Genomic DNA, 24428 nt, shown 5'->3' on the forward strand with positions numbered 1-24428 from the left:
TCCCGCTCGGCCAGGAAACGCTCGAATCTCGCGCCCGCCGGCCGGTCAGGAGTCGCTTTCGTCCCGCTCGGCCAGGAAGCGCTCGAACTGGGCCGCCAGCTCGTCGCCGGTGGGCATCGGGGTGGGTTCGGCGGCCATGAGGTTCTCGTGCTCGGCGCCCGCGGTGAACGCGTCGTACTGCTGCTCCAGGCCCTGGATCGCGGTGGAGAGCTCCTCGGAGGCGACGATCTGCTCCTCGATCTCCGCCGTGGTCTTCTCGGCCGCCTCCCGGAGGTTCTCCATCGGGAACACCAGCCCGGTGCTGCGGGTGACGGCCTCCAGTGCGGTCACCGCGGCCCGCGGGTACTCCGCCTGCGCGAGGTAGTGGGGGACGTGCACGGCGTACCCGAGGGCGTCGTGGCCCCGGGCGCCGAGGCGGAACTCGATCAGCGCGGCCGCGCTGCCCGGCACCTGGATCTTGCCGAACGGGCTGCCGGGGCCGGTGATCAGCTCGGGCTTGGTGCCGTGCGTGGTCACGCCGAGCGGCCGGGTGTGCGGGGCCGCCATGGGGATGCCGTGCATGGTGACCAGCTTGCCGATGTTCAGCCGGGTGGCCAGCGTGCCCACGGCCTCGGTGAACAGCTCCCACTCGCGGTCGGGCTCGGGGCCGGTCATCACCAGGAAAGGCGTGCCTGTGGTGTCGTGGGTCAGCCGCACCACCAGCTCGGGGGACTCGCAGTCGATCCACCGGTCGGTGTCGAAGGTCATGATCGGGCGTCGCGACCGGTAGTCGAGAAGGCGGTCGACGTCGAACGTCGCCACGACCCGGTGCTCCAGTTCGGCGAGCAGGTGGCCCACGGCGAGCCTGCCGGCTCCTCCCGCGTCCACGAAGCCCTCAAAGTGGTAGAGCAGCACCGGATCGCTCAGCTCGGGCACATCGCCGCTGAGCCGGTAAAGATCCGTCGGGTCGAACACTTGGTCCCAGCCTTTCTGTCGTCCTTGAAGAGAGAACCTATGGGATGCGCCGTCGATTCCGCCGGGCGAGTCCTCAGGTGCCCGTGACGGGGGGCGGCACGCCCGGCGGGCCGGCCACCGGGGGCCGTCTCGGCCCGGTGGCGTGGCGGCGGGCCGTGGGCCGGGTCCCGGCCGGAAACCGTGAATGGCCCGTGGTGGAAAACACCGGGCGGGAAGCGAGCGGGGGGTGTCCGTCCGCCTGGCGTACTGTGGGAAATGCCAGGTCGTGGGGGTGGGGAGCGATCCGGGGGTGAAACGGGCGGCAACTCGTTGTAGTTGCTGTGCATTTTTATTGCCATGATATGGAGATGGCTGAAATAGCGCCGTCCGGGCTTGTTCTCCCGCGTCTGTCGTGCCCGTTCCCCAGCCTCATCAACCCGCACGTGAGCCAGGTGGACCGGGAGACCTTCTCGTGGCTGGTCGCCAGCCGCATGATCAGCGACCCGGCCGAGCTGGACCGCTACCGGGAGGCGGCGTACGGCTGGCTGGGTGCCCGCACCTACCCCTACGCCGAGCCGGAGGCGCTGCGCCTGGTCACCGACTGGTGCGTGTGGCTGTTCGCCTTCGACGACGCCTTCTGCGAGTCCGACCGGCGGGCCGCGGAGATCGCGCGGGCGCTGCCGCAACTGCTCGGCGTGCTGGACGACCTCTGCGTCGGCGAGGAGGCGCGCGACCCGTTCGCCCGCGCCCTGCTGGACGTCACGCTGCGCGTCGCGGAGGCCGGCAATCCCGACCAGCTCGACCGCTGGCGGTGGGTCACCAAGGACTACCTGTTCGCCCAGGTGTGGGAGGCGGCCAACCGCGAGGACGACATCGTGCCCACCTACGGCGACTACATCTTCATGCGCCGCAGGACCGGCGCCATGCTCACCGTCTTCGCGCTGATCGACCTGGCCACCGGCGCCCCGCTCACGCCCGCCGAGTGGCGCCACCCCGACACCCGGGCGATCACCCAGCGGGCCAACGACGTGGTCGTCTGGGACAACGACCTGCTGTCCTACGCCAAGGAGCGTAACGGGGTGAACGGCCGCAACAACCTGGTCAGCGTGTTGTCGTGCCACCGGCACCGTTCCATCCAGGACGCGATGAACCACGTCGGCCGGATGCGCGACGAGGCGATCTGCGCCATGCAGGAGCTGCGCGTGCGGCTGGAACGGCTGGCGTCCCCCGCGGTGGACGCCTACGTGCGAGGTCTCGAGCACTGGATCAGCGGCAGCATCGCCTACTCGCTCACCAGCAGCCGCTACACCCGGGCGTGGCAGTCCCGCGCGCACCACCGCCATCGTCACCACCACCACACCTGACTCCGCCGGCCCTGCCCGCCGCCCCGGTGGCGGCGGGTCAGCCGACGGTCACCTCGGGCGCGTCGATCTCGCCCATGGCGTAGCTGACGGCCTCCTCGAAGTTCATCGTGCCGCCGTGCTGGTACGCCGCGACGAACGCCTCCTCGCCGAGGAGGCGCTTGCACTCCTTCACGCACGCCTCGTGCTCGGTGCCGAAGAACGGCGAGCCGAACAGCGGCAGCCCGAACAGCTTCCAGTTCGCCTGCGCCGCGCCGAGGATGCGCGCCGCCCGCACCCCGTCGCCCTGGTCGGCGGCGAGGCCCGAGAGGGTCTCCATGGCCAGCACCGCGCCGAGCACGTCGTGGAAGTGCCGCTTGATGCGCAGCGCCTCCTGGGCGTTCAGCACGGCCTGCTCGGTGCGGCCGGTCATGCGCTCGATGGTCGCGGTCGCCCAGATGGCGTACGAGCGCAGCCACAGCTCCCCGCGCTCGGTGCAGAGCTGGCGGCAGTCGCGCAGCAGCGACTCGGCCTCGGCCAGCTCGTTCTGCTGGGTCAGCACCACGGCGAGCTCGGCGATGGCGGGCAGCAGCCCGGGGTTGAGCTCGCGCCCGCTGCGGTGGAACTCGATCGCGACGCCGAGCAGCGCGGTGGCCTTGTGCAGATCGCCCTGCAGGAACGCCACCGTGCCCTGCATCTTGGTGGCGAGGATCACCGCGATCGAGTCGCCGACCCGCACGGCGTCGGAGGCGCACTGCTCGGCGGCCTCCAGCGCCGCCTTGGTGTCCCCCTGGGCGTTGCGGACGTAGGCGAGCACCCACAGGGCCTTGCACCGTTCCTTGCTCGGCTCCGTGCAGGCGTGCAGCGCGCGCTCCAGGTACAGCCGGCCCTCACGGGCGAACCCGCAGGCCACCCACATGAACCACAGTGAGGACAGCAGCTCCAGGCCGGTGCGCGCCTCCTGCGCGTCGCGCAGGCAGTAGTCGAGCGCGGCCCGGATGTTGTCGTGCTCCTGGCGCATGCGGCTGAACCAGTACACCTGGCGCGGGCCGGACCAGGCGTGCTCCCCGCGCTGGGCGACCTGCAGGTAGTAGTCGCGGTGGCGGCGCCGCACCCAGTCGCCCTCGCCGAGCTTGTCCAGCCACTCCTTGCCGTAGTGGCGCAGCGTGTCGAGCAGCCGGTACCGCACGCCGACGCGCTCGTTGCCGCTGAGCAGGATCGACTTCTCGACCAGGCCCGCCACGAGGTCCACGATGCGCTCGGCGGGGAGGTCCTCGCTGGCGCAGACGTACCGGACGGCCTCCAGCTCGAAGTCGCCCGAGAAGATCGACAGCCGGGCCCAGAGCAGCCGCTCGGCGGGCTCGCACAGCTCGTGGCTCCACCCGATGGCGGCGCGCAGCGTCTGGTGGCGCGGCAGCGCGGTGCGGCTGGCGCCGGCCAGCAGGCTGAAGCGGTCGGTCAGCAGGGCGAGGATCTGCTCCACCGACAGGGCGCGCAGCCGCACCGAGGCCAGCTCGATGGCCAGCGGGATGCCGTCCAGCCGCCGGCACAGCTCGGAGACGGCCGTGATGTTGTCCTCGTCCACCACGAACTCCGGCACGACGGAGGTGGCCCGCTCGGCGAACAACTGCACCGACTCGTTGACGAAGGGGCTCTCGGCGGCGTCCTCGCCGGGCACCCGCAGCGGGGCGATGGGGATGGACTGCTCGCCGGGCACGCCGAGGGACTGCCTGCTGGTGGCGAGCACCCGCACCCGCGGGGCGTCGCGCAGCACCCGGTCGATCAGCTCGGCGCACGCGTCGATCAGGTGCTCGCAGGAGTCGACGACCAGTAGCAACTGGCGGGGGGACAACCATTCGGAGAGCGTCTCGGCCTCCGGGCGGGCCGACTGGTCGGGGATGCCGAGGGCGCTGTTCACCGCGTGCCGCACCATGGTGGGGTCCTGCAGGCGGGACAGATCGACGTACCAGACGCCGTCGGGGAACTGGTGGCTCACCTGGTGGGCGGCGCGGAGCGCGGTGCGGGTCTTGCCGACGCCGCCGATGCCGGTGATCGTGACGAGGCGGGCGTCCTGGAGACGCTGCCTGACGGTGGCGAGCAGCCGGTCACGTCCGACGAAGCTCGTCAGCTCCGCGGGTAAGTTGCCCTCTCTGCGCCATCCTGCGGGGGTTGCCATGGCCGCCTCACGGGTCTCGTCCCGGCCTGCTTTGCTGCCCGCATCGTACCTGTGTCCCGTCCCCACTGTCCCGGTCGTCGGCCGCCTCAGATGTCCCGCATAACAGGTGCCGACCAGCTACTTCGTACGGATTTGCGTGGGTTTTTCCGGGGGGACGATCAGCCGTGTCCCGGCCCGCGTAGCATGGTCCCCGTGACTGTGCGCGAGCCGGATGACCTCCGTCCGGTGGACCTCTTCGACGAGGGACTGCCGGTGCTGCCCGACCAGACGAGCGACGACACCGACTCCGGGTGGGGCGAGTGGCGCTCCTCCGACGACGTCTCGCGTTTCCTGGAGGAGCGCCCGCCGCACTGGGACTGACCGGGCACGACACGGCCCGGGAGGCGGGCCGCCTCCCGGGCCGTGGAACCGCCGGGGTGACTCCGGTCAGGCGCTCGGGGACGCGCCGTTCATCGACAACACCGGGGCCGCGGGCTCGGCGCGCTCGGATTCGGCGTCGGAGCCGTCGGGGACCACGATGGCGGGGAAGGTGCCGGTGTCCACGATGCCGTGCTCCCGGTAGGCCGCCTCCAGGATCGCGTGCGCCCGGGGCTCCAGCTTCCACAACGCGCGGTACTCGCGGGCGGTGGCCAGCGACAGGCCGGTCTCCCTGGCGATGTCGGCGGCGCGGGGCACGAACCTGCGCTCGATCTGCTTGTCCCAGTACGCCCGGGCGGCCCGCAGCAGCGCGGCCCGCTGCGCGGTGTCCACCACAGGGGCGGACTGGTGCATCATCTCGGGCTCCTCGTCGTCGTCCGGGTACGACCGGCCGGGCGTGTCCCCCACCGGGGGCAGCGCGTGCGGGCCGCCGGCCCGCTGTTGCTGCTGCTCCTCCTCCTGCTCGGGCTCCCACGGCACCGGCGGGCGCAGGTCGATCAGCGCGCTGGTGTTGTACAGGGCGCCGATCTGGGACAGCAGGGCCTCCTGCCGCGCCGGGTCGACCGCGAGGCCGGTGTGCTCCACGGCCTGGTCCATCACCCGGTCCAGCTTGGCGAGCGCGACCCGCATGCGGCGGTCGGAGGCGCCGGCCTCACGCAGCGCGCGGGCCCGCTTGGCGGCCAGCGCGACCCGGGTGAGCCTGCGGTGCGCGTCCACCTCGGTGACCGTGCGGTCGCTGACCTCGGCCAGGCCGAGACGCACCATCGCGCGCTCCGGGGTGAACCGCCACTTGATGCGGGACCGGCCGGTGATGCGGTGCCGCTCGATGGCCATGCCCCGCTCCCACAGCCACGCGGCGACCAGCGGGGCCGCCAGCCGGAAGATCGCCTCGGCCATGCTGCGGGCGTCCAGGCTGGACAGCACGGCCGACAGGCCGGTGAGCACCCACACGGCGATGCCGTCGATGCCCGCGGAGTAGTTCTCGCGCATGTTGCGCCGCGCGCGCACCGCGCTGGTGATGACCGCGACCTCGATGAAGGCGAACAGCAGCAGGCGCAGCGGCCCGTCGAAACCGAGAACGTCACCGGAGAATCGCCACATGCCCTGTGCCGACACCCCCGTGGCGATGCAGGCGGCGACGATGGTGAGGATGTCCTCGGCGGGGCGGTTCGCCGCGAACCGGCGGAAGGTGGTGGCGCCGGCCCGGTACGCGGCCCGGAGCGCGATGTACGCGAGGACCAGCAGGATCAGGGCGAAGACGCAGATGACGGCCGTTCCGACCGGATTGTTCGACGCGAAAGTGGTTATCTGATCAATGGGGGGCATCAGTCACTGTCCGTCATGCTCGATATCCGACAGGATTTTACCGAGAGGATCATCGCAGAACATCGGTCCCGATGTTCCGCGAACCCACATCGACCACACAGAAAGTATCGGATCACCGCTGTCCCGTAGGCACCGGTGGTTCAGGAGACGATGTCCTTGCGGCGGAAACGGCGGAACGCCAGGGCGATGAGGATCACGGCGTACGTCACCGACAGTGCGGTGCCCCTGATCATGCCGCTCCAGTCGAGCTCGGGCACCAGGGCGTCCAGCCAGGCGGTGTTCCAGAACGTCGGCAGGAACTCGCGCAGGCCGCCGAGGGCCTCCACGGCCTGCAGGATGGTGCTCACGATGACCAGCCCGACCGCGCCGCCGACCGCGCCGAGAGGCGAGTCGGTGCTCACCGAGAGCAGGAACGCCAGCGCCGCCACGACGAGCTGGCTGACCAGCGCGTAGCCGATGACGATGCCGAAGCGCGGCAGCACCGCGGCGGCCGGGATCACGTCCCCCGTGCCGGGCAACTGGACGTCGTTCCACCCGAAGGCGACCGTGCCCGCGAGCAGCGCCATCAACGGCAGCGCGATCACCGCGACCGCCGAGTAGCCGAGCGCGACGATCAGCTTGTGGCGCAGCAGACGGCCGCGGGGCACCGGGGCGGCCAGCAGGTAGCGCAGCGACGACCAGTTGGCCTCGCTCGCCACCGTGTCGCCGCAGAACAACGCGACCGCGACCACCAGCAGCAGGGACGCCGACACCGACAACACGAACGCGGCGAAGTTCAGGCCGCCCTGGGTGGCGAGGTCGGACAGCCGGAAGCCGCCCGGCCGGGCCGGCGCGGGGCCGAGCGCGAACGCCACCACGAGGATCCACGGCAGCGCCAGCAGCAGGCCGAACATCACCATGGTGCGGCGCCGCTTGAACTGCCGCACCACCTCCACCCGCAGGGGCAGCGTGCGCCCGGGGGCGTACCCGGGGCTCACCGCGCCGTCCGTCCTGGTGCCGGCCATCGCCTCTCCTGTGCGCGTCATGATCTCTCCTGGATCAGGTCGAGGAAGACCTCTTCCAGGCGGGCCTTGTGGCCGTTGGACGAGGTGGCGCCGACCAGCAGGTCGGACACCCGGCCCGCGGCGACCAGGCGGCCGCGGTGCATCACCACGACGTGGTCGCAGACCTGCTCCACCTCGGCCAGCAGGTGGCTGGAGACGATCACGGTACGGCCGTCGCGTGCGTACCGGGTCAGCACCCGCCGCATCTCGGCGATCTGCGGCGGGTCCAGGCCGTTGGTGGGCTCGTCGAGCACGAGCAGGTCCGGCAGGCCCAGCATGGCCTGGGCGATGGCGAGCCGCTGCCGCATGCCCTGGGAGTAGGTGCGCACCGGGCGCTCCAGCGCGTCCCCGAGGGCGGCGATCTCCAGCGCCTCCGCCATGTGGGCGTCGCCCTCGGGGCGTCCGGTGGCCCGCCAGTACAGGCGCAGGTTCTCGCGGCCGGACAGGTGGGGCAGGAAGCCGGGCCCCTCGACGAAGCAGCCGAGGCGGGACAGGACGGGGGCGCCCGGGGCGACCGGGTGGCCGAACACCCTGATCTCGCCCGCGTCCGGGTGGATGAGGCCCATCAGCATGCGCATCGTGGTGGTCTTCCCGGCGCCGTTCGGCCCGAGCAGGCCGAGCACCTGGCCGCGCTCCACGCGGAACGACAGGCCGTCCACGGCGAGCTCGCCGTCCCGGTACCTCTTGGTCAGCCCGGTGATCTCCAGCGGCACCTCCGCGTCGCCCGGCCGCCCCTGGGACGCGCGGCGGCGGCCGACGAGCAGGACGAGCGCGGCGATCACGGCGGCCGCCAGGGGAAGAACCCAGACGGTCCAGCTCACGCCGCCCCCGGTGAGACGCAGGGACGGGTCGGTGGGGACCGTGACGACCGGGTCGGCCAGCGAGACGCGGTGCACCGCCGGGTCGGTGTCGGCGGTGAAGCCCATGTCGGTGGTGCTCACGGCCACCCGCAGCCGGTGGCCGGCGGCGAGGCGGTGGTCGATCGCCGGCAGGGTGACCGTGACGGGAGTGCCCTCCTCGGTGGCCGTCACGCGGAACGGCGCGACGAGCCCTTGGGGGAGCAGCGGCCGGGGACCGCCCACGTCGTAGACCTTGGCGAACAGGGACACCTCGCCCGTGCCGCGCACCCGCAGCCGCACCACGGGGGACCCGGTCACCTGCAGCGACCCGGCCAGCGGCGCGGAGTCGAACACCGCGACCTGCCCCGGCATGTCCAGGGACGCCGCCACCCCCGTGGCGCCGCTGAGCAGCGCGCCGAGCCCCGGCACCGACGACAGCGCGGCGGGCGAGCCTCCCGGGGGCGTCGCCACCTCCTGCTCACCCCCGTCGAGCCGCACCGGCACCGGCTTGGTGCCCGACAGCCCCGGGTAGCGGTCGCCGGCCGCGTGCTCCAGGACCGGCCGCCGGGTACCCGGATCACGCCCCCCGTCCCGCGTCACGGTGAACGCGTCCCCGCTCACCCCGGTGTCCTTCTTCAGCCACCGCTCGAACCAGCCCACCGTACGGTCCGTCACCCACTCCGGCTCCCCGTCCCCGCCGTCGTGCCCGCCGTCGAACCACGCCACCTCCACCGGCGCCCCCGTCGCGGCGATCGCCCGCGCGTTGGCGTCCGCGTGCGCGATCGGGAAAAGCGAGTCACGTTTCCCCTGGATGAGCAGCGTAGGCACCCGAATCCTGCCCCGCACCGACACAGGACTGGACGCCCGCAACACCCGCACCGCCTCCGGCGTCGCCCGCCCGCTCTTCGCCACCTGCAGATAAAGATCACAGATCCCCGGCAGGAACCGCCCGCACTGCGCATCCCGCCCCGCCCTATCCCCGGCCCCCGGCGAGACGGTCGGGGTGGGCACCGCACCGGGAGACCCCGCAGAGATGGAGCCGTCCGCGGGAGCGTTCCCATCGGACGGTGCGCCGGAGGGTCCGGGTGAGGGGGCGGCGGCGAGGCCGGGGCCGCCTGGGGCGAGGGGGGAGTCGCTCGCGCGGCTGAAGAACAGTGCGGCCCACATGCGCTTGAACACGCCGTTCTCCGGGCCGCGGCCGGAGGCGTCGGGGAACAGGGCGTCCGCGAGGTCGTACCACGTGATCTGCGGCACGATCGCGTCGATCCGCGCGTCATAGGCCGCCGCCATCAGCGAGATCGCGCCGCCGTAGGAGCCGCCCGCGGCGCCGACGCGGGGGTCGCCAGGGGCGTCGAGCAGCACCTCGGGCCGTTCGGCCAGCCAGTCGACGAGCTGGCGGACGTCCTTGACCTCGTAGTCGGGCGAGTTGAGGGCGATCTCACCGGTGGAGGCGCCGAAGCCCCGCGCCGACCACGTGAGCACCGCGTACCCCCGATCGGCCAGCGACTCGGCCTCGGTGCGCACGCTGCGCTTGCTGCCGCCGAACCCGTGCGCCAGCAGCACGGCCGGCGCCTTCCCCCCGCCCGCGGGCGGGAAGAACGTCGTGTCGATCGTGACCCGCTGATCGTCCCGCGGCCCGTCCACCACCGCGATCCGCTGATCGACCCCGCGCGGCGCCCCTCCCGAAGGCCACAGGACCCAGACCCCGGCCCCGGCCGCCAGCACCACCACGACGAGCAGCGCCGCCGTCCGCCTCCCAGCGAGCTTCATGCCGCGAGCCTACTGACGCCACCTGAGAGATCGCTGAGCCGCCACCCCGGCGTGGCGCTCAGCGTCGGGCGGATCGCTACGGCAGGACGCCGGCGTACCGCGGTCTCCAGGTGGGGACGGTGGGCGAGTCCTGGGACCCGTGGCGTGCGCCGCCTGAGGGAGGACGTGCGTGCTGTGCGAGGAGGGGCGTTGTGGTGCGGGAACGGTCCGTTATCAGGGAAGTCCCTGATTGCGGAGGATGTGCTGGGGCGGGCATCATTGCTACGCGTGAATGAAGGCACGCGTTTCAAGACCACGGCCGGTCCGGTCAAGGGCAGGGTCACTCGGGCGGTCGAGTGGGCCACGCCCTACTGGACGCGGGGCAGCGCGGGCCGGGAGACCCCGCCCGACCTGGTGCGGGTGCTGTACACGGGGTGGATCGTCGCGTTCGCGCTGAAGGTGCTCGGGGCCTCGTGGGACGTGTCCTGGCACTTCAAGTGGCTGCGGGACGATCTGGCGCCTCCTCACCTGCTGAACAGCGCGGGCACCGCCATCGTGGTGGCGCTCACCATCGTGCACTGGTACACGGGGTACGGGGTGGACCGGGTGGCGCAGCGGCTCATCCAGTGGGGCACCGTCGTGTTCCTCGTCGCGGTGCCGCTGGACCTGATCAACCACCGGGTGAACGGGCTCGACATCACCTCGTGGAGCCCGTCCCACATGCTGCTGTACATCGGGACCGCTTTCATGATCGCCGGTGTGGCCCGCGGGTGGTACGTCAGCGCCCCGGAGGGGCGTAGCCGTCCGGTCATCCTCGGCGCGTTCTTCGTCTACTTCCTGGAGAACCTGCTGTTCCCGAGCGAGCACCAGGAGTACGGCATCCTGGAGCTCGCCTCCTGGGACCGCGGCACCCCCTACGCCGAACCCAGTCTCATCAACTTCGCCGCCGAGCAGATGGGCCGCGCCGTCGACCGCGGCATGATCGAGAAGTTCTCCCTTCCCGTCGCCGACTGGGTGTACCCCGTGTGGTACGGCGTCGCCGCCGTCCTCGTGCTCGTGGCCGCACGCAAACTGGTCGGCCTGCGCTGGACCGCCACCGCCGTCGCGGCCGTCTACGTCACCTACCGCGCCGTCATCTGGCCCCTGCTGGTCCTCGGCGGCTTCCCGCCGTCGGCCGTGCCCTTCTTCCTGGTGATCGCCGCGATCTGCGTGGACGTGGCCTTCCTGATCCCCTGGACGTTCCCGCGCGCCGTCCTCGGCGCCGTCCTCACCACCGTCGGCGTGTACGGCGGCCTGACCCTCCAGGACCGCGTGCTGGAGGCCCCCCCGTTCCTCATGGCCTCCGCCCCCATCGCCGCCGCCGCCGTGGCCGTCACCTGGCTGGCCTTCGAGTGGTGGCACTCCAGAACCCCCCGCCGCGGCGCCGTGGCCCCCGACCCCACCCCGGCCCCCGCCACCGATCCCGTGACGTCGTAACCCCGGCAGCTCAGGGGCCGCGTGGCGGGGTGGGCCGCGGTCAGGCCACCGGGGGGCTGGGGTGGGCCGCGTCAGGCCACCGGGGCTCTGGTGAGGGCCACCGCCACGCCGTAGGCGAGGCCCATCATGGTGAGTTCCAGCGTGGCCCAGGCGGCGAAGGCCCCGGGGCGGCGGGCCTGGAGCGCGGGGATCAGGCGCCACCGGATGGTGGCGCCTGCCACGGCGATGGCGGCGGCCAGGACGGTCTTGACGAGCACCAGGCGGCCGTAGTGGGTGGTGAGCAGGGAGCCCGGCAGGGACGTGGTGGGGGAGAGCGCCAGTTCCACCAGGGCGTTGAACAGGCCGGACAGGGTGACCACGATCAGGGCGGCGGTGGCCAGGCGGGAGAACCTCGGCAGGGCGCGGGGGAGCAGGTCGCGGTCGGCCGGCAGCAGGACGGCGAGGGCCAGGAGGCCGCCGGTCCACGCGGAGGCGCCGATGACGTGCAGTTCCATCGAGACCATGCTGAGGTCGTGCCAGTACCAGTTGCTCGCGTGGCCGCTGACCGGCAGCGGGAGCAGCCCGAACCCGGCCACCAGGACGCGCAGCTCGGCGGGCACCTTCTCGCCGAAGCGCACGGCGAGCAGCGCGAAGAACGTGAACACCAGGGCGCACGCCGCACTGATCACCAGGCCCTGACCCGACCCGATCAGCTCCACGTACGCACCGGGGTCCGGCATCCGCCCCGGCATGACCTCGGCCGCGCTGAGCACCATGGCGACGAGCGCGGCCATGGCCCACCCGAACGCCGCGACGACGGCCCACTCCCTGGCCCGGCCCAGCACCCCCTCGGTGCGTTCCGGCTCGTCGAACCCCACCAGTTTGGGCAGCAAGCTGAGCCCCACCGCCGCCAGCGCGCACAGCACGAGCACCAGCCGCGCCACCGGCAGCCCGTACTCCACCAGCACCCCGGGCACCGGAATGCCCGGCACCTGCGCCGGCGCCGTCCACCACGTGGCCCCGAGCACGGCCACTGCCGCCGCCCCGAGCAACGCCCCCAGCGGCCCGAGCCGCGACCGCCCGGCCGCGTGCCCCGTCTCCACCGGGACATCCACCCCGGGCTCCTGCCTCACCGCACTCACGCGCTCTGCCCCCCGCCCATCCGGGGCCGCCGGACGACGACGACGATGCCCAGCCCCGACACCACCAACGCCACCACCAGCAACCCCCACACCCACGACCCGCCCCCACTCTGCGGCACCGCGGACGCGGCCACGCCACCCACCGGATCCCCGGGCGCGCCGCCTGCGGGGTTCCCCGGGGCGGCGCCCGCCGGATCACCCGGCGCGCCACCCCCGGGGCCGGGGCTCGTGCCCGCGGGATCACCGGGCCCGCCGCCCGCGGGACCGCCGGAGGCGGTGCTCGCGGGATCAGCGGGGGCGGTGCTCGCCGTGCCGTCCGGGGCGGGGCTCGGGGGCGGGGACGTGACGGTGAAGCGGATGGTGCCGGTGACCGGGTGGCCGTCGTTGGAGACGATCTGGTAGCCGAGGGCGTACGCGCCCGGCGGGCCGGAGGGGAGGGTGCCGATCACCTTGGTGCCGCGGACCTCCAGGGCGGGGAGCTGGACGGCCGTGCCGCCGGGGCGGGTCAGGGCGAGTTTCGCGAACTCGGGGCGGACCGGCTGGTCGAAGGTCAGGGTCGCACGTTCGGGTACGGCCGGCACCCGGGCGCCGTCCTTGGGGTCGCTGCCCGTGAGCACGTTGTGCGCCTGGGCGGGCGCGACCACCGTGGCGAGCGCCGCGCAGGCGACGAGAAGGACCGTGAGAAGTCGCCTCACCGGATGTACGACCTTTCCTCCGACTTCATGTGACGCTGCCATGCTGCCATCGATACCGCACGCCGGGATCCGCGGAGCCCCCACCTGTGGACAACCGCGCGCGAGAACCCCGGCCTGTGGACGAACCCACGACGGGGTGAACAGGGCGTGAACAACGGTGGCGGGCGGGCCCGCGGACGCCGCCCGTGACCGGGCCCTGCCGTACTGTGGGCGGTGTGGAGCCTGGATCACTGTTCGCCGGCGCCGCCGCGCACTACAACCGGTACCGTCACGGCTACTCCGAGGACGTCATCGGGTACATCGCGCGCGAGCTCGCACTCGGCAAGCGCTCCCGCGTCCTCGACCTCGGCTGCGGCCCCGGCACCCTGACCATCCCCCTGGCCCGGTTCGCGGGCACGATCGTCGCGGTCGACCCCAGCGACGACATGCTGGAGGAGGGCTCACGCGGCGCCCCGCCGAACGTCCGCTGGCTGAAGGGCGACTCCGGCCGGCTGCGTGAGCTGCCGCTCGGCCGCGTCGACCACACCGTGATGGGCCGTTCCTTCCACTGGATGGACCGCGTCCAGGTGCTCGCCGACCTCGACGCCATGCTCCCGCCGGACGGCGCGGTGGTCCTGGTGGGCCCGCCCTCCGACTGCGCCGAGCCCCCGTGGGAGCCGGCCGTGCAGGCCGTACGGCAGCGGTTCGGCGTGGAATGGCGGCCCGGCTCGGAGGCCACCCGCCGCTCCCAGCGCCCCCACCCGGAGATCCTGGCCGCGTCGCCGTTCCGCGTGTTGTCGCGCGCCACCTTCCGCGCCGTCGCCCGCCGCGACCCCGAGGCCGTCATCGGCCTCCAGCTCTCCTTCTCCTACTCCACCCCGGTCCGGCTCGGCCCCCGCCTCCCCGGCTTCGTGGAGGCCCTCGCCGAGGTCCTGGAGGACAACGCCCCGCCGGACGGCTGGCCCGAGGAGGTCGCGACCGAGGTCGTCATCGCCCGCCGCCCCTGACCACCGTCCCGCTCGATCCGATCACGGGGGTTCCTTGCGGGAGGTGGGGCCATTACGATCCCAGCATTTCTCATAGAGGGAGACATGCTGGTGAGTGCCATCCCCCCGGTCACGCCACGCGAGTTACCCGAGGCGCTCGCCGAGCCGGTCAGACGGGTCGGGGCGCGCTGGGTCGCCCTGATATCCCTGGTCAACCTCGCCCTGTGGATGGGGTACATCGGCCCGCTGCAGGTCCTCCTGCCCCGGCAGATCGAGGCCGCGGCGCCGGCGAGCAAGGAAGCCGTGCTGGCGTGGGTGACGGGGGTGGGGGCGGCGGTGGCCATGGTGGCCAACCCGCTGGCGGGGGCGTTCTCGGACCGCACGACCGGCAGGTTCGGGCGCAGGCACCCGTGGACGCTGGCAGGCGCGGTGGCGGGGGCGATCGGGCTGGCGTTCCTGGCGTTCCAGGGGTCGGTGTGGGGGGTGGCGATCGGGTGGTGCATCACACAGGCGGGGCTCAACGCGCTCCAGGCGTCGCTCATGGCCGGCGTGCCCGACCACGTGCCGGTGAGCCAGCGCGGTGCGGTCTCCGGGTGGATCGGGGTGCCGCAGGTGTTCGGTGTGGTGGCGGCGGTGCTGCTGGTCACCGTGCTCTTCACCACCGTGCGGTCCGGGTACCTCGCGATCGCCGTGCTCATCCCGCTGATCGCGTTGCCGTTCGTGCTGACCACCTCCGACCCGCGGCTGCCGCGTGAGCACCGGCCGCCGTTCGAGCCGCGGGAGTTCCTGCGCGGCTTCTGGATCAGCCCGCGCGCCCACCCCGACTTCGCCTGGGCCTGGCTCACCCGTTTCCTGATGATGCTCGGCAACGCCCTCGCCCTGCTGTACCTGCTGTACTTCCTCATCGACGCCGTGGGCTACGAGCGCCGCTACCCGGGCAGCCGCGCCGAGGACGGCCTGCTGGTGCTGATCCTGATCTACACCGCGGCCGTGGTGGCGACCACGGTGGTCGCCGGCGTCGTCTCCGACCGGCTCGGCCGCCGCAAGGCCCTGGTCTGCGTGTCCGGCATCGTCAGCGCGATGCCGATGGCCCTCATGGCGTTCTGGCCGGAGTGGTCGGTGATCATGGTGGGCGCCGGCCTGCTGGGCGTCGGCTACGGCATCTATCTGTCGGTGGACAACGCCCTGGTCACCGAGGTGCTCCCCGCCGCCGCGGGCCGCGCCAAGGACCTCGGCGTGATCAACATCGCGAGCTCGGGGCCCCAGGTGATCAGCCCCATGATCGCCGGGCCGATCGTGGCCGGGCTCGGCGGCTACCCGGTGCTGTACCTCACCGCCGCCGTGTTGTCGGTCATCGGCGGCCTGCTGGTCTGGCGCATCCGCCTGGTTCCCTGAGCGGACGCCGTCAGCCGTCCAGGGAGTACGTCTCCAGCCTGCCGCACATGCCGAGCCGCGGCTCGGGGCCGGCCCGCCGCACCCGGGCCGCCCGCAGGTGCCCGGTGTCGCCCTCGCTGAGGGCGCTCAGGTGCTCGCCGGTCGCCTGGGCCGCCGCCAGCGCCCCCTGCCGCCAGCGTTTGGCGAATTCGTCCAGCCGCCCCGACACCAGCCGCGCCGCCTGCCGGTGGAAGGCGGCGAGCGCGTCCGGCCCGCCCTCGCGCAGCGTGAGGAACCCCTCGATCGCCACGTCGCGGCGCCGCCGCACGTGGGCCTCGTTGCCGGGCTCGGCCAGCTCGGCGTACATCTCGGGGTCGGACAGCACGGCGGGCGGGAAGGTGAACACCGCGTCCCCGGCCTCGGGCAGCCCGCTGTTCTGCATGACGACGACGATGCGCAGCCGCCCGTCGTCGTTGACCAGCCGGTGCACGGTCCCGGGGTCGAACCACACCACCGACCCGGCCCGCAGCGGCGTCTCGGCGTGGCCCTCGTCGAAGGTGAGGGTCTGCACCGCCCCGAGGCCGTCCACCACGACGTACGCCTCGGAGCACAGCAGGTGCATGTGCGGCGACCCGCCGCAGACCCCGTCGGCCGAGCCCCATTCGTACACCCGCAGGCCGGAGACGCCGACGCCGCCGGGGAACGTCATGGCACGTCCCCTCGGCCGAGAGGGTGTGCGGCGACGTACGACTCCAGCCGGTCCCGGTCCCACGCCCCGATGGCCACCACCACCCGGTAGCGGCGCCGCAGCGTCTCGCCGGGCGGCAGCACGATCTCGGTGTGGAACGCCAGCGAGGGGTTGACCGCGGCGAACGGCTCGGTGCGCACGAACCACACGGTGCCGGGTTCGGCGAGGAACAGCAGGGTGGACGACCGGTCCACCTCGTCGTGCGTGCCGCTGTAGGCGAGCCACGTGGTGGTGCGGCCCATCGTCCGCGGCCCGTCGAGGCCGTTGCCCGCGATGACCCGCCCCCCGGTGAACGACCGCGGCCCCCGCCAGAACAGGCCGCTGTACCCGGCCATCGGCCGCCCGTGGGTGGTGGGGCTGCCGAACCGCAGCGGCTCGCCGCGCGTGTTCGTCATCGCGGTCGTGAAGTCAAGCGCCCAGGCGCCGTCCCCGGTCTCGTGCACCGAGAACTCCCGCAGCTCGTCCACCAGGCGCAGCCCTCCCTGGGTGACCCAGGTGAGCCGCTCGCGGCCGGGCCCGTCGAACTCCTCGTGCCGCATGGTGCCGACGTTCGGCAGGTCCACGTACCCGCCGCGTTCGCGCACGTAGCTCGGCCCGCCCCAGAAGTTCTGCCCCGACAGGTGCGAGACGGTCATCTGCAGGCCCTTGTGCCAGCGGTGGTCGTGCGGCCGGTAACAGGTGACGACGTCCCCGTCCAGCGTGCGCATCGGGTGGAAGTACGGTTTGCGTCCCTCGCCGACCGGCATGTCCGGCCGGTGCACGTACCGCAGGAGTTCGACGCCGCCGGCCTCGGCGACCAGTTCGGTCCCGGTGTCCTTGAGGGGCACGGCGACGGAGGCCAGGCAGCTACGGTTCACAGGGCGGTGCCTCCGTCGAGCCGATGGTAGAAGGGGTGGTCCATGGTCAGGTCGGACCTGCGCACCGGCCGCCCGGTGAACGCGGCGGCGTACAGCCCGGTCACGAACTCCAGTGTCGTACGGCTGTCCTTGCCGCTCAACGCGGGCCGCTCCCCGCGTTCGAAGGAGTCGAGCAGCGCGCTGAGCTGAGCCGCGTGCGAGCTCGGCACGTCGTCGGGGGGCTGCCACAGGTCGGGACGCGAGCAGGTCCAGTCGTCGTTGTGGTACCCGTACAGGTGCCGCAGCTCGACGGTGGCGCGGGCGAAGTCGAAGCGCAGGTAGCTCTCCTCGCGCGGGGACAACACGCTGTTGAGCACCGAGCCCATCGCGCCGTTGGCGAACCGCACCGAGGCCACCGAGACGTCCTCGGTCTCGATCGAGCGGTCCACCCGCCGGGCCATCGCCCTGATCTCCTCCCAGTCGCCGAACATCGACAACATGAGGTCCATCTGGTGGATGCCGTGCCCCATGGTGGGGCCGCCGCCCTCGGTGTCCCAGCGTCCCCGCCACGGCGCCGAGTAATAGGAATGGTCGCGGTACCACGCGGTGACGCACAGCGCCACCATGGGGCGGCCGAGCTCGCCGGTCTCCAGCAGCCGGCGCAGGTGGCGGGCGCCCGAGCCGAAGCGGTGCTGGAAGACCACGGCGGCGAAGGTGCCGCTCTCCGCCGCCGTGATCCGGTCGTGCTCCGCCAGCGACAGGCACGGCGGCTTCTCGCACCACACCCACGCCCCGGCTTTCAGGCAGTCGACCACCTGGCGGGCGTGCGCGTGGGGCGGGGTACAGATGTGGACGAGGTCGGGACGCTCGCGGGCGAGCATCTCCCCGAGGTCGGTGTAAGCCTGCGGGATGCCGTGCTCGCCGCAGAACGCTTTCACCCGCACCGAGTCGACGTCCACGGCGGCCACCACCTGGGCGCGGTGCCGTTCGGCGGCGAGCGCGGGCATGTGGCACGCGGCGGCGATGCTGCCGGTGCCGGCGATGGCGACGCGGATCATCTCGTACGGCCTTCGCGGGCGGCCCGGGTCGCCTTGCTCACGATGGCTCCCGTCGCAGGCACGATGCCGGTGACGGTGGCGGCGTGTGCTCCTCTGGCACGGGAACCCCCGAAAGTTTCAGAAGATTCACGAGAGTTTTCGCGCCCCGAAACCTAGAACGGATCGGGTTATACGTCAAGACCCGCGCCCTTGCGGGCGCGGGCCCAGAAAGTTTCGGTTTACCGGTGTCACCTGCGACGCGGGGCGTCCGTGCTGTCTCTGATCAGGAGGTCGGTGGCGAGCTCCACCCGCCGGGTCTCCGGCGTCTCGCCGCGCGAGATGTCGAGCGCCATGCGGGTGGCGAGCGCCGCCATCTCCTCCAGCGGCTGGCGCACCGTGGTCAGCGGCGGCCACGCCGAGCGCGCGAGGGGGAGGTCGTCGAACCCGACCACGCTCAGATCGTCCGGCACCCGCAGCCCGGCCCGCCGGGCCGCCTCGAAGACGCCGAACGCCTGCATGTCGCTGCCCGCGAAGATGGCGGTGGGCGGCTCGGGCAGCTCCAGGAACTCCTTGCCGTACAAATGGCCGGAGTTCACCAGGAAGTCGCCGTACCGGATCAGCTCCGGGTCGACCGGCACCCCGGCCGTCTCCAGCGCCGCGCGGTAGCCGTCGATGCGGGCCCGGCTGCACAACATCTCGGGCGGGCCGCCGATCATGCCGATCCTGCGGTGCCCGAGCTCCAGGAGATGACGGGTGGCGGCCAGCCCGCCGTGCCAGTTGGTGGCGCCGACGGAGGCGACGTCCGGGGCGGGCTCGCCCTCGGGGTCCACGATGACGAAAGGTATGGAGCGGGCCAGCAGTTGCCCGTGCTGCCGCCGGGTCAGCCGGGAGGCGACGAGCACCACGCCGTCCGTGCGCCGGGCGGCGATGCGGTCGAGCCAGTCGCGCCCGGGACCGGAGTGGGTGTGGAGCACCGAGACGACCACGGCGGCCTCGGCCTCGCGGGCCGCGGTCTCCGCGCCACGGATGATCTCCATGGCCCAGGGGCTCTCGATCTCGGCGAACACCAGGTCGATCAGGCCCACCGGCCCGTCACCCTGGCCGGTGCGCCGCCGGTAGCCGTGCTCGTGAAGCAGGCGCTCCACCCGCCGGCGGGTATCGGGGGCGACCTCGGGCCGCCCGTTGACGACTTTGGAGACGGTCGGGACCGAGACCCCGGCCTGCTCGGCGATCAGGGCGATGGTGACCCGCCTCTTCACTGACATGCCAGCGAGTTTATCCGAAAGCTTTCGGTTGCGGCTGTCCAGGGCGCGAAGTGGAAGTTCGCAAGTACCGCCGCATGCCGCCTCAGGTTCCTGTAACGGTTCCGGCCAGGCTATTGACGCGTTACACGCGGTTTACGTACTCTCCGGGTCACGAAACATTCGGGGTTGCCAAAGAAAGTTTCAAGAACTCGCGGGAGTGGCCTGGTGTTCTTCTGCGGGCCCCTCATCCGTTGATCAAGAAGGGAACCACTGCGATGTCGTTGAGCCGTCGAGGTGTGGTGTTACTGGCCGCCAGCGCTCTACTCATGGCCGGCTGCGGCGGTGGGGGAGGCAGCACGGGCGCCGCGCCCGAGTCCTCGGCCAACGCCAAGGTCACCATCGAGTGGTGGAACATCTCCACCTCCGAGCCGCTCAAGTCGTTCTGGGCCAACAAGGTCAAGGAGTACCAGGCGGCACACCCCAACGTCACCATCAAAAACGTACCCATCGAGAATGAGGCCTTCAAGGCCAAGCTCTCAACGGTTACGCAATCGGGCAAGACTCCCGACATCTACACGACCTGGGGTGGCGGTGTCCTGAAGCAGCAGGTGGACGCCGGGCTGGTCAAGGACCTCTCCTCCGAGGCCGCCACCTGGCTCGCCGACTTCACCCCCGCCGCGCTGTCGGCGTACCAGTTCGACAGCAAGACCTACGCGGTGCCGAGCGACATCGGCATGGTGGGCTTCTGGTACAACAAGAAGCTTTTCAGCCAGGCCGGCATCACCGAGCCGCCCGCCACCTGGACCGCCTTCCTCGACGCGGTGAAGAAGCTGAAGGCGGCGGGCGTCACCCCGATCGCCCTCGCCGGCAAGGAGAAGTGGCCCGGCCACTACTACTGGGCCTACCTCGCCATGCGCATCGCCGGTCTCGACGCCCTCAAGCAGGCCGCCGTGGACGACGACTTCAACAAGCCCGACTTCGTGGCGGCCGGCGCCAAGCTCAAGGAACTCGCCGACCTCCAGCCGTTCCAGAAGGGCTACCTCGGCGCGGGCTACGGCACCAATGACGGCCAGGCCGCGATCATGGGCAACGGCAAGGCCGCCATGGAGCTGATGGGCCAGTGGGCCCCGACCGTGCAGAAGGACACCGGCAAGGGCCTCGGCGACGACCTCGGGTTCTTCCCGTTCCCGGCCGTCGAGGGCGGCAAGGGCAACATCGCCGACGCGTTCGGCGGCGGTGGCGGCTACGCGGTGGGTGTCAACGCGCCTCCGGCGGCCGTCGACTTCCTGAAGTTCCTGTCCTCCGCCGACATCCACAAGCAGACCGTGGAGACCGGTGCGGTGCTGCCCGTCCTGAAGGGCGAGGAGAGCGTCGTCAAGGACCCGAACCTGTCCATCGTCGCCAAGCAGCTCGCCGCGGCCACCGGCTTCCAGCTCTACCTGGACCAGGCCTACCCGCCGGCCGTCGGCCAGGAGGTCAACGACAGCGTCGCCGCCCTGATCGCCGGCCAGAAGACGCCGGAGCAGGTCGCGGACGCCATCACGCAGGTGGCCAAGTCCGAGTAGGCGCGCCGGATCGTGGCACCCGGCGCGTGACCGCCCGCCCGTGCGAGGGGCGAGGCGGCACGCGCCGGGGGCGCGACCCGCACTCAGTAGAGACGCACGGGGCCGGTGCGAGCGGCCCCGCGCGTGAAGGAGCGAGATGACACGTCCGGCGCTGACGGATGATCGACGGGGAACCGCGGAGAGGGGACCGGTGGGCGCGCCACGCCCGCGGGCCACGCCGACGGCACGCCGTCGCAGGGCCAAGGGCCTGGTCACCATCACGTTGTTCCTGCTACCGGCGCTGGTGCTGTTCGCCCTGCTGGTACTGGCACCCATCCTGATCGCGAGCTACACCAGTTTCTTCAAGTGGAACGGCCTCGGCGGCCTGCCCACCAACTTCGTGGGACTGGACAACTACACCCGCCTGCTGGAGGACCCGGTCTTCCTCGGCGACCTGTGGCGCGGCGGGTTCCTCATCGTCTTTTCCGTGGTGATCCAGCTTCCGCTGTCCCTCGGCCTCGCCATGCTGCTCAACCAGAAGATGCGTGGGCGGGCGTTCTACCGGCTGCTGTTCTTCGCGCCGTACGTCCTTTCCGAGGTCATCACTGGCGTGCTGTTCACCATGATCCTCTCCCCGGACCAGGGCCTGGCCAACCAGATCCTGCGGGCCGTGGGCCTCGGGGCCTTCGAGTCGACCTGGCTCGCCGAGCCCTCCACCGTGATGTTCTCGGTGTTCATCGTCATGACGTGGAAGTACTTCGGCTTCCACATGATCCTCTACTTGGCGGGGCGCCAGAGCATCCCGAAGGAGTTGAACGAGGCCGCCGCGATCGACGGCGCCGGCCCGTGGGCGCAGTTCCGCCACGTGACGCTGCCGCTGCTCGGCCCGACGATCCGCATCAGCATCTTCCTGTCCATCATCGGCACCATCCAGTTGTTCGACCTGGTCTGGGTGCTCACCGCCGGAGGGCCGATCCACTCCTCCGAGACGATGGCGATCACCATGTTCCAGTTCGGCTTCAAGCGCACCAACATCGGCTACGCCAGCGCCATCAGCGTGGCGATGTTCCTCATCAGCCTGGTCTTCGCGCTCGGCTACCAGCGGTGGGTCATGCGCCGTGACATAGAAGGAGCCATCACCACCATGCGAGACCAGCGATGACCGCCACCGTCGACGGCCGCCGCCACGCCCGCCGGCCCGGGCCGCGCAGGCGCAACGTCCTGAAGTCGGTGTCCCTGCACACGATCGCCATCGTGCTCGGCGCGGTCGTCGTCGTCCCGCTCCTGTTCGGGGTCATCGGAGGGTTCAAGGACACCGCCCAGCTCTCCAGCAACCCGTTCGGCATCCCCAGCCCGTGGGTGCCGGAGAACTACACCGAGATCATCTTCTCCGGGTCCTTCTGGCGCATGGTGTGGAACAGCATGTTCGTGGCGCTGGCCACGACCGCCATCACGGTGGGCCTGTCCGCCATGGCGGCGTTCGTGTTCGCCCGGTTCGCCTTCCGCGGCCGGGAGCTGTGGTTCGTGCTGTTCACCATCGGCCTGATGTTCCCGTTCGCGGTGGCGATCCTCCCGCTGTTCGTGTTGCTGCGGTACATGGGGCTCCTGGACAACCCGCTCGGCGTGATCCTGCCGCAGGCCGCGTTCGGCCTGCCGGTGACGATCATCATCCTGCGGGGGTTCTTCCGCACGATCCCGCGCGAGGTGGAGGAGGCCGCCACGATCGACGGGTGCAGCAGTTTCGGGTTCTTCTGGCGAATCCTGCTGCCGATGGCCAGGCCCGCCCTGGCCACGGTGTCGGTGCTCGCGATCGTCGCGAGCTGGAACAACTTCTTCCTGCCGCTGGTCATCTTCAACGACCCGAACTGGTGGACCGTCCCGCTGGGCGTCCAGCAGTTCTACGGCCAGTACTCCTCGGACACAGCTCGCGTGCTCGCTTATGTAGTGCTCGCGATGGTACCCGCCCTCGCGTTCTACGCCGTGGCCGAACGCCAGCTCATCGGCGGTCTGACGGCGGGAGCGACCAAGGGATGACCCGTGCGGGCCCGGCCCGGCGTCCCTCGGCTCCCCGCCACGACCGCACGTGAGACGCGACGGCCTCTGACGCTTTCCACAAGGAGCATTGATGAACCTGCGTGTGTCCGGATCCCGCCTCGTCGCGGCCGACGGTACCCCGGTACGGCTGCGCGGTGTGGGCCTCGGGGGCTGGATGAACATGGAGAACTTCATCACCGGCTACCCGGCCAACGAGTCCTCGATGCGCGACGCCGTGCGCGACGTGCTCGGGGACGAGCGGGCCGAGGCGTTCTTCGACCGGCTGATCACCTCGTTCTTCGGCCCCGGTGACGCCGCCCTGCTCGCGGAGATGGGCATGAACTGCGTGCGCATCCCCGTGAACTACCGGCACTTCGAGTCCGACGAACGCCCGATGGAGATCATCGACTCCGGTTTCCGGCACCTCGACCGGGTCATCGGGCTGCTCGGCGAACACGGCATCTACAGCGTGATCGACCTGCACGCGCTGCCCGGGTCGCAGAACCAGCACTGGCACTCCGACAACCCCACCCACGTCGCGTCCTTCTGGCGCCACCGGCACTTCCAGGACCGTGTGGTCCACCTGTGGGAGGTCATGGCCGACCGGTACAAGGACAACCCGTGGGTGGCCGGGTACAACCCGGTCAACGAGCCGGGCGACGTCAGCGGCCGCGTGATCGGGCCGTTCTACGACCGCCTGGTCAAGGCGCTGCGCGCCGTGGACCCCGGGCACGTGCTCTTCCTGGACGGCAACACCTACTCCACCGACTTCTCCATCTTCCGCGAGGTGTACGAGAACACGGTGTTCGTGTGCCACGACTACGCGCTCGCCGGCTTCGCGCACGGCGGGCCGTACCCGGGGTACACCCGCGGCGAGTGGGTGGACCGCGGTCACCTGGAGCGGGCGTTCGAGAAGCGCACGGCCTTCCAGCGGGAGACCGGCACGCCGCTGTGGGTGGGGGAGTTCGGCCCGGTGTACACCGGCGACCCCGCCGTCGACGAGATGCGGTACCAGATCCTGTCCGACCAGCTTGAGATCTTCGACGGCCACGAGGCCGGCTGGTCGCTGTGGACGTACAAGGACGTGGGGCTGCAGGGGCTCGTGCACGCCGACCCCGCCGGGCCGTACATGAGCCGCTTCGGCGACTTCATCGCCAAGAAGAAGCGTCTCGGCGCCGACCGGTGGGGCTCGACCATGGAGGAGTCGGGCGACATCCTGACCCCGCTGCACCAGCTCGTGGAGACCGAGTTCCCCGGCTGGACGCCCTACCCGTGGGGCGCCAGGTACCAGACCGACGACCTGATCAGGCACATCCTGATCGCCCAGGCCCTTCTGCCGGAGTACGCGTCGCTGTTCGGCGGGCTGGAGGACGGCGAGGTCACCGCGCTCGCCGACTCGTTCGCGCTGGACGGCTGCGTGCGCCGCGAGCGGCTCATCGAGCTGCTCACCGCCAACTTGACCTGAGCCCGCGAGGGCACACCAGGCCACCGGCCGAGGGGACGGCCGGTGGCCTGGTGCCGTTTTCCACTC

General features: G+C 71.6%; 20 protein-coding genes. 9 read left to right on the forward strand and 11 right to left on the reverse strand.

What is annotated here, in order from left to right:
• Positions 1-45: 45 nt before the first annotated feature.
• Positions 46-954: a PAC2 family protein gene (locus ABGB17_RS27145; RefSeq protein ID WP_347634445.1), complete on the reverse strand. Its 909-nt coding sequence runs from the start codon at positions 952-954 to the stop codon at positions 46-48.
• A gap of 347 nt (positions 955-1301) precedes the next feature.
• Between ABGB17_RS27145 and ABGB17_RS27150 the strand changes: the two genes are divergently transcribed.
• Positions 1302-2297, forward strand: a complete 996-nt coding sequence (locus ABGB17_RS27150; RefSeq protein ID WP_347634447.1) for a 4-epi-cubebol synthase — start codon at positions 1302-1304, stop codon at positions 2295-2297.
• Between the two features lie 37 nt (positions 2298-2334).
• Here the strand turns inward: ABGB17_RS27150 and ABGB17_RS27155 are convergent, their stop codons facing one another.
• On the reverse strand, positions 2335-4449 hold the full coding sequence (locus tag ABGB17_RS27155) for an AAA family ATPase (protein WP_347634449.1): 2115 nt from the start codon (positions 4447-4449) through the stop codon (positions 2335-2337).
• Between the two features lie 192 nt (positions 4450-4641).
• Between ABGB17_RS27155 and ABGB17_RS27160 the strand changes: the two genes are divergently transcribed.
• Complete coding sequence (locus tag ABGB17_RS27160; RefSeq protein ID WP_347634539.1) at positions 4642-4809, forward strand: hypothetical protein; 168 nt, start codon at positions 4642-4644, stop codon at positions 4807-4809.
• Positions 4810-4875: 66 nt separating this feature from the next.
• Here the strand turns inward: ABGB17_RS27160 and ABGB17_RS27165 are convergent, their stop codons facing one another.
• The 3 genes from ABGB17_RS27165 to ABGB17_RS27175 all read right to left on the reverse strand — a co-directional run bounded on the left by ABGB17_RS27165 (position 4876) and on the right by ABGB17_RS27175 (position 9844).
• Positions 4876-6192: a hypothetical protein gene (locus ABGB17_RS27165; RefSeq protein ID WP_347634451.1), complete on the reverse strand. Its 1317-nt coding sequence runs from the start codon at positions 6190-6192 to the stop codon at positions 4876-4878.
• A 140-nt stretch (positions 6193-6332) separates the two neighbouring features.
• On the reverse strand, positions 6333-7217 hold the full coding sequence (locus ABGB17_RS27170; RefSeq protein ID WP_347634453.1) for an ABC transporter permease: 885 nt from the start codon (positions 7215-7217) through the stop codon (positions 6333-6335).
• On the reverse strand, positions 7214-9844 hold the full coding sequence (locus tag ABGB17_RS27175) for an alpha/beta fold hydrolase (protein WP_347634455.1): 2631 nt from the start codon (positions 9842-9844) through the stop codon (positions 7214-7216). Before ABGB17_RS27175 ends, ABGB17_RS27170 begins: the two co-directional genes overlap by 4 nt.
• Positions 9845-10111: 267 nt before the next feature.
• On the opposite strand from ABGB17_RS27175, the gene ABGB17_RS27180 reads away from it, so the two are divergent.
• Positions 10112-11299 carry a hypothetical protein gene (locus ABGB17_RS27180; protein WP_347634457.1) on the forward strand — a complete coding sequence of 396 codons (1188 nt, stop codon included), beginning with the start codon at positions 10112-10114 and terminating at the stop codon, positions 11297-11299.
• Positions 11300-11370: 71 nt separating this feature from the next.
• Here ABGB17_RS27180 and ABGB17_RS27185 read toward each other — a convergent pair whose 3' ends face one another.
• The gene (locus ABGB17_RS27185; protein WP_347634459.1) at positions 11371-12393 is read right to left on the reverse strand and encodes a CopD family protein; all 1023 of its coding nucleotides are present in this window, start codon (positions 12391-12393) and stop codon (positions 11371-11373) included.
• A 23-nt stretch (positions 12394-12416) separates the two neighbouring features.
• Positions 12417-13115 carry a copper resistance CopC family protein gene (locus tag ABGB17_RS27190; protein ID WP_347634460.1) on the reverse strand — a complete coding sequence of 233 codons (699 nt, stop codon included), beginning with the start codon at positions 13113-13115 and terminating at the stop codon, positions 12417-12419.
• A gap of 215 nt (positions 13116-13330) precedes the next feature.
• On the opposite strand from ABGB17_RS27190, the gene ABGB17_RS27195 reads away from it, so the two are divergent.
• Together ABGB17_RS27195 and ABGB17_RS27200 are read left to right on the forward strand one after the other, a co-directional pair.
• The gene (locus ABGB17_RS27195; RefSeq protein ID WP_347634462.1) at positions 13331-14101 is read left to right on the forward strand and encodes a class I SAM-dependent methyltransferase; all 771 of its coding nucleotides are present in this window, start codon (positions 13331-13333) and stop codon (positions 14099-14101) included.
• A gap of 90 nt (positions 14102-14191) precedes the next feature.
• On the forward strand, positions 14192-15475 hold the full coding sequence (locus ABGB17_RS27200; RefSeq protein ID WP_347634464.1) for an MFS transporter: 1284 nt from the start codon (positions 14192-14194) through the stop codon (positions 15473-15475).
• 10 nt (positions 15476-15485) lie between these two features.
• Here ABGB17_RS27200 and ABGB17_RS27205 read toward each other — a convergent pair whose 3' ends face one another.
• From ABGB17_RS27205 to ABGB17_RS27220, 4 genes are all read right to left on the reverse strand, one after another.
• Entirely contained in the window at positions 15486-16163 is a 678-nt protein-coding gene (locus ABGB17_RS27205; protein WP_347634466.1) for a cupin, read from the reverse strand.
• Positions 16160-17059 carry a PmoA family protein gene (locus tag ABGB17_RS27210; protein ID WP_347634468.1) on the reverse strand — a complete coding sequence of 300 codons (900 nt, stop codon included), beginning with the start codon at positions 17057-17059 and terminating at the stop codon, positions 16160-16162. Before ABGB17_RS27210 ends, ABGB17_RS27205 begins: the two co-directional genes overlap by 4 nt.
• The gene (locus tag ABGB17_RS27215; protein ID WP_347634470.1) at positions 17056-18096 is read right to left on the reverse strand and encodes a Gfo/Idh/MocA family oxidoreductase; all 1041 of its coding nucleotides are present in this window, start codon (positions 18094-18096) and stop codon (positions 17056-17058) included. Before ABGB17_RS27215 ends, ABGB17_RS27210 begins: the two co-directional genes overlap by 4 nt.
• Before the next feature lie 227 nt (positions 18097-18323).
• Positions 18324-19340: a LacI family DNA-binding transcriptional regulator gene (locus tag ABGB17_RS27220; protein ID WP_347634472.1), complete on the reverse strand. Its 1017-nt coding sequence runs from the start codon at positions 19338-19340 to the stop codon at positions 18324-18326.
• 254 nt (positions 19341-19594) lie between these two features.
• Between ABGB17_RS27220 and ABGB17_RS27225 the strand changes: the two genes are divergently transcribed.
• The 4 genes from ABGB17_RS27225 to ABGB17_RS27240 all read left to right on the forward strand — a co-directional run bounded on the left by ABGB17_RS27225 (position 19595) and on the right by ABGB17_RS27240 (position 24362).
• Complete coding sequence (locus ABGB17_RS27225) at positions 19595-20884, forward strand: extracellular solute-binding protein (RefSeq protein ID WP_347634474.1); 1290 nt, start codon at positions 19595-19597, stop codon at positions 20882-20884.
• Positions 20885-21074: 190 nt separating this feature from the next.
• Entirely contained in the window at positions 21075-22025 is a 951-nt protein-coding gene (locus ABGB17_RS27230) for a sugar ABC transporter permease (protein WP_347634476.1), read from the forward strand.
• Positions 22022-22897 carry a carbohydrate ABC transporter permease gene (locus tag ABGB17_RS27235; protein ID WP_347634480.1) on the forward strand — a complete coding sequence of 292 codons (876 nt, stop codon included), beginning with the start codon at positions 22022-22024 and terminating at the stop codon, positions 22895-22897. Before ABGB17_RS27230 ends, ABGB17_RS27235 begins: the two co-directional genes overlap by 4 nt.
• Positions 22898-22988: 91 nt before the next feature.
• Entirely contained in the window at positions 22989-24362 is a 1374-nt protein-coding gene (locus tag ABGB17_RS27240; RefSeq protein ID WP_347634482.1) for a cellulase family glycosylhydrolase, read from the forward strand.
• Positions 24363-24428: the final 66 nt, after the last annotated feature.

The organism is Sphaerisporangium sp. B11E5 (assembly GCF_039871875.1).
GTDB lineage: Bacteria > Actinomycetota > Actinomycetes > Streptosporangiales > Streptosporangiaceae > Sphaerisporangium.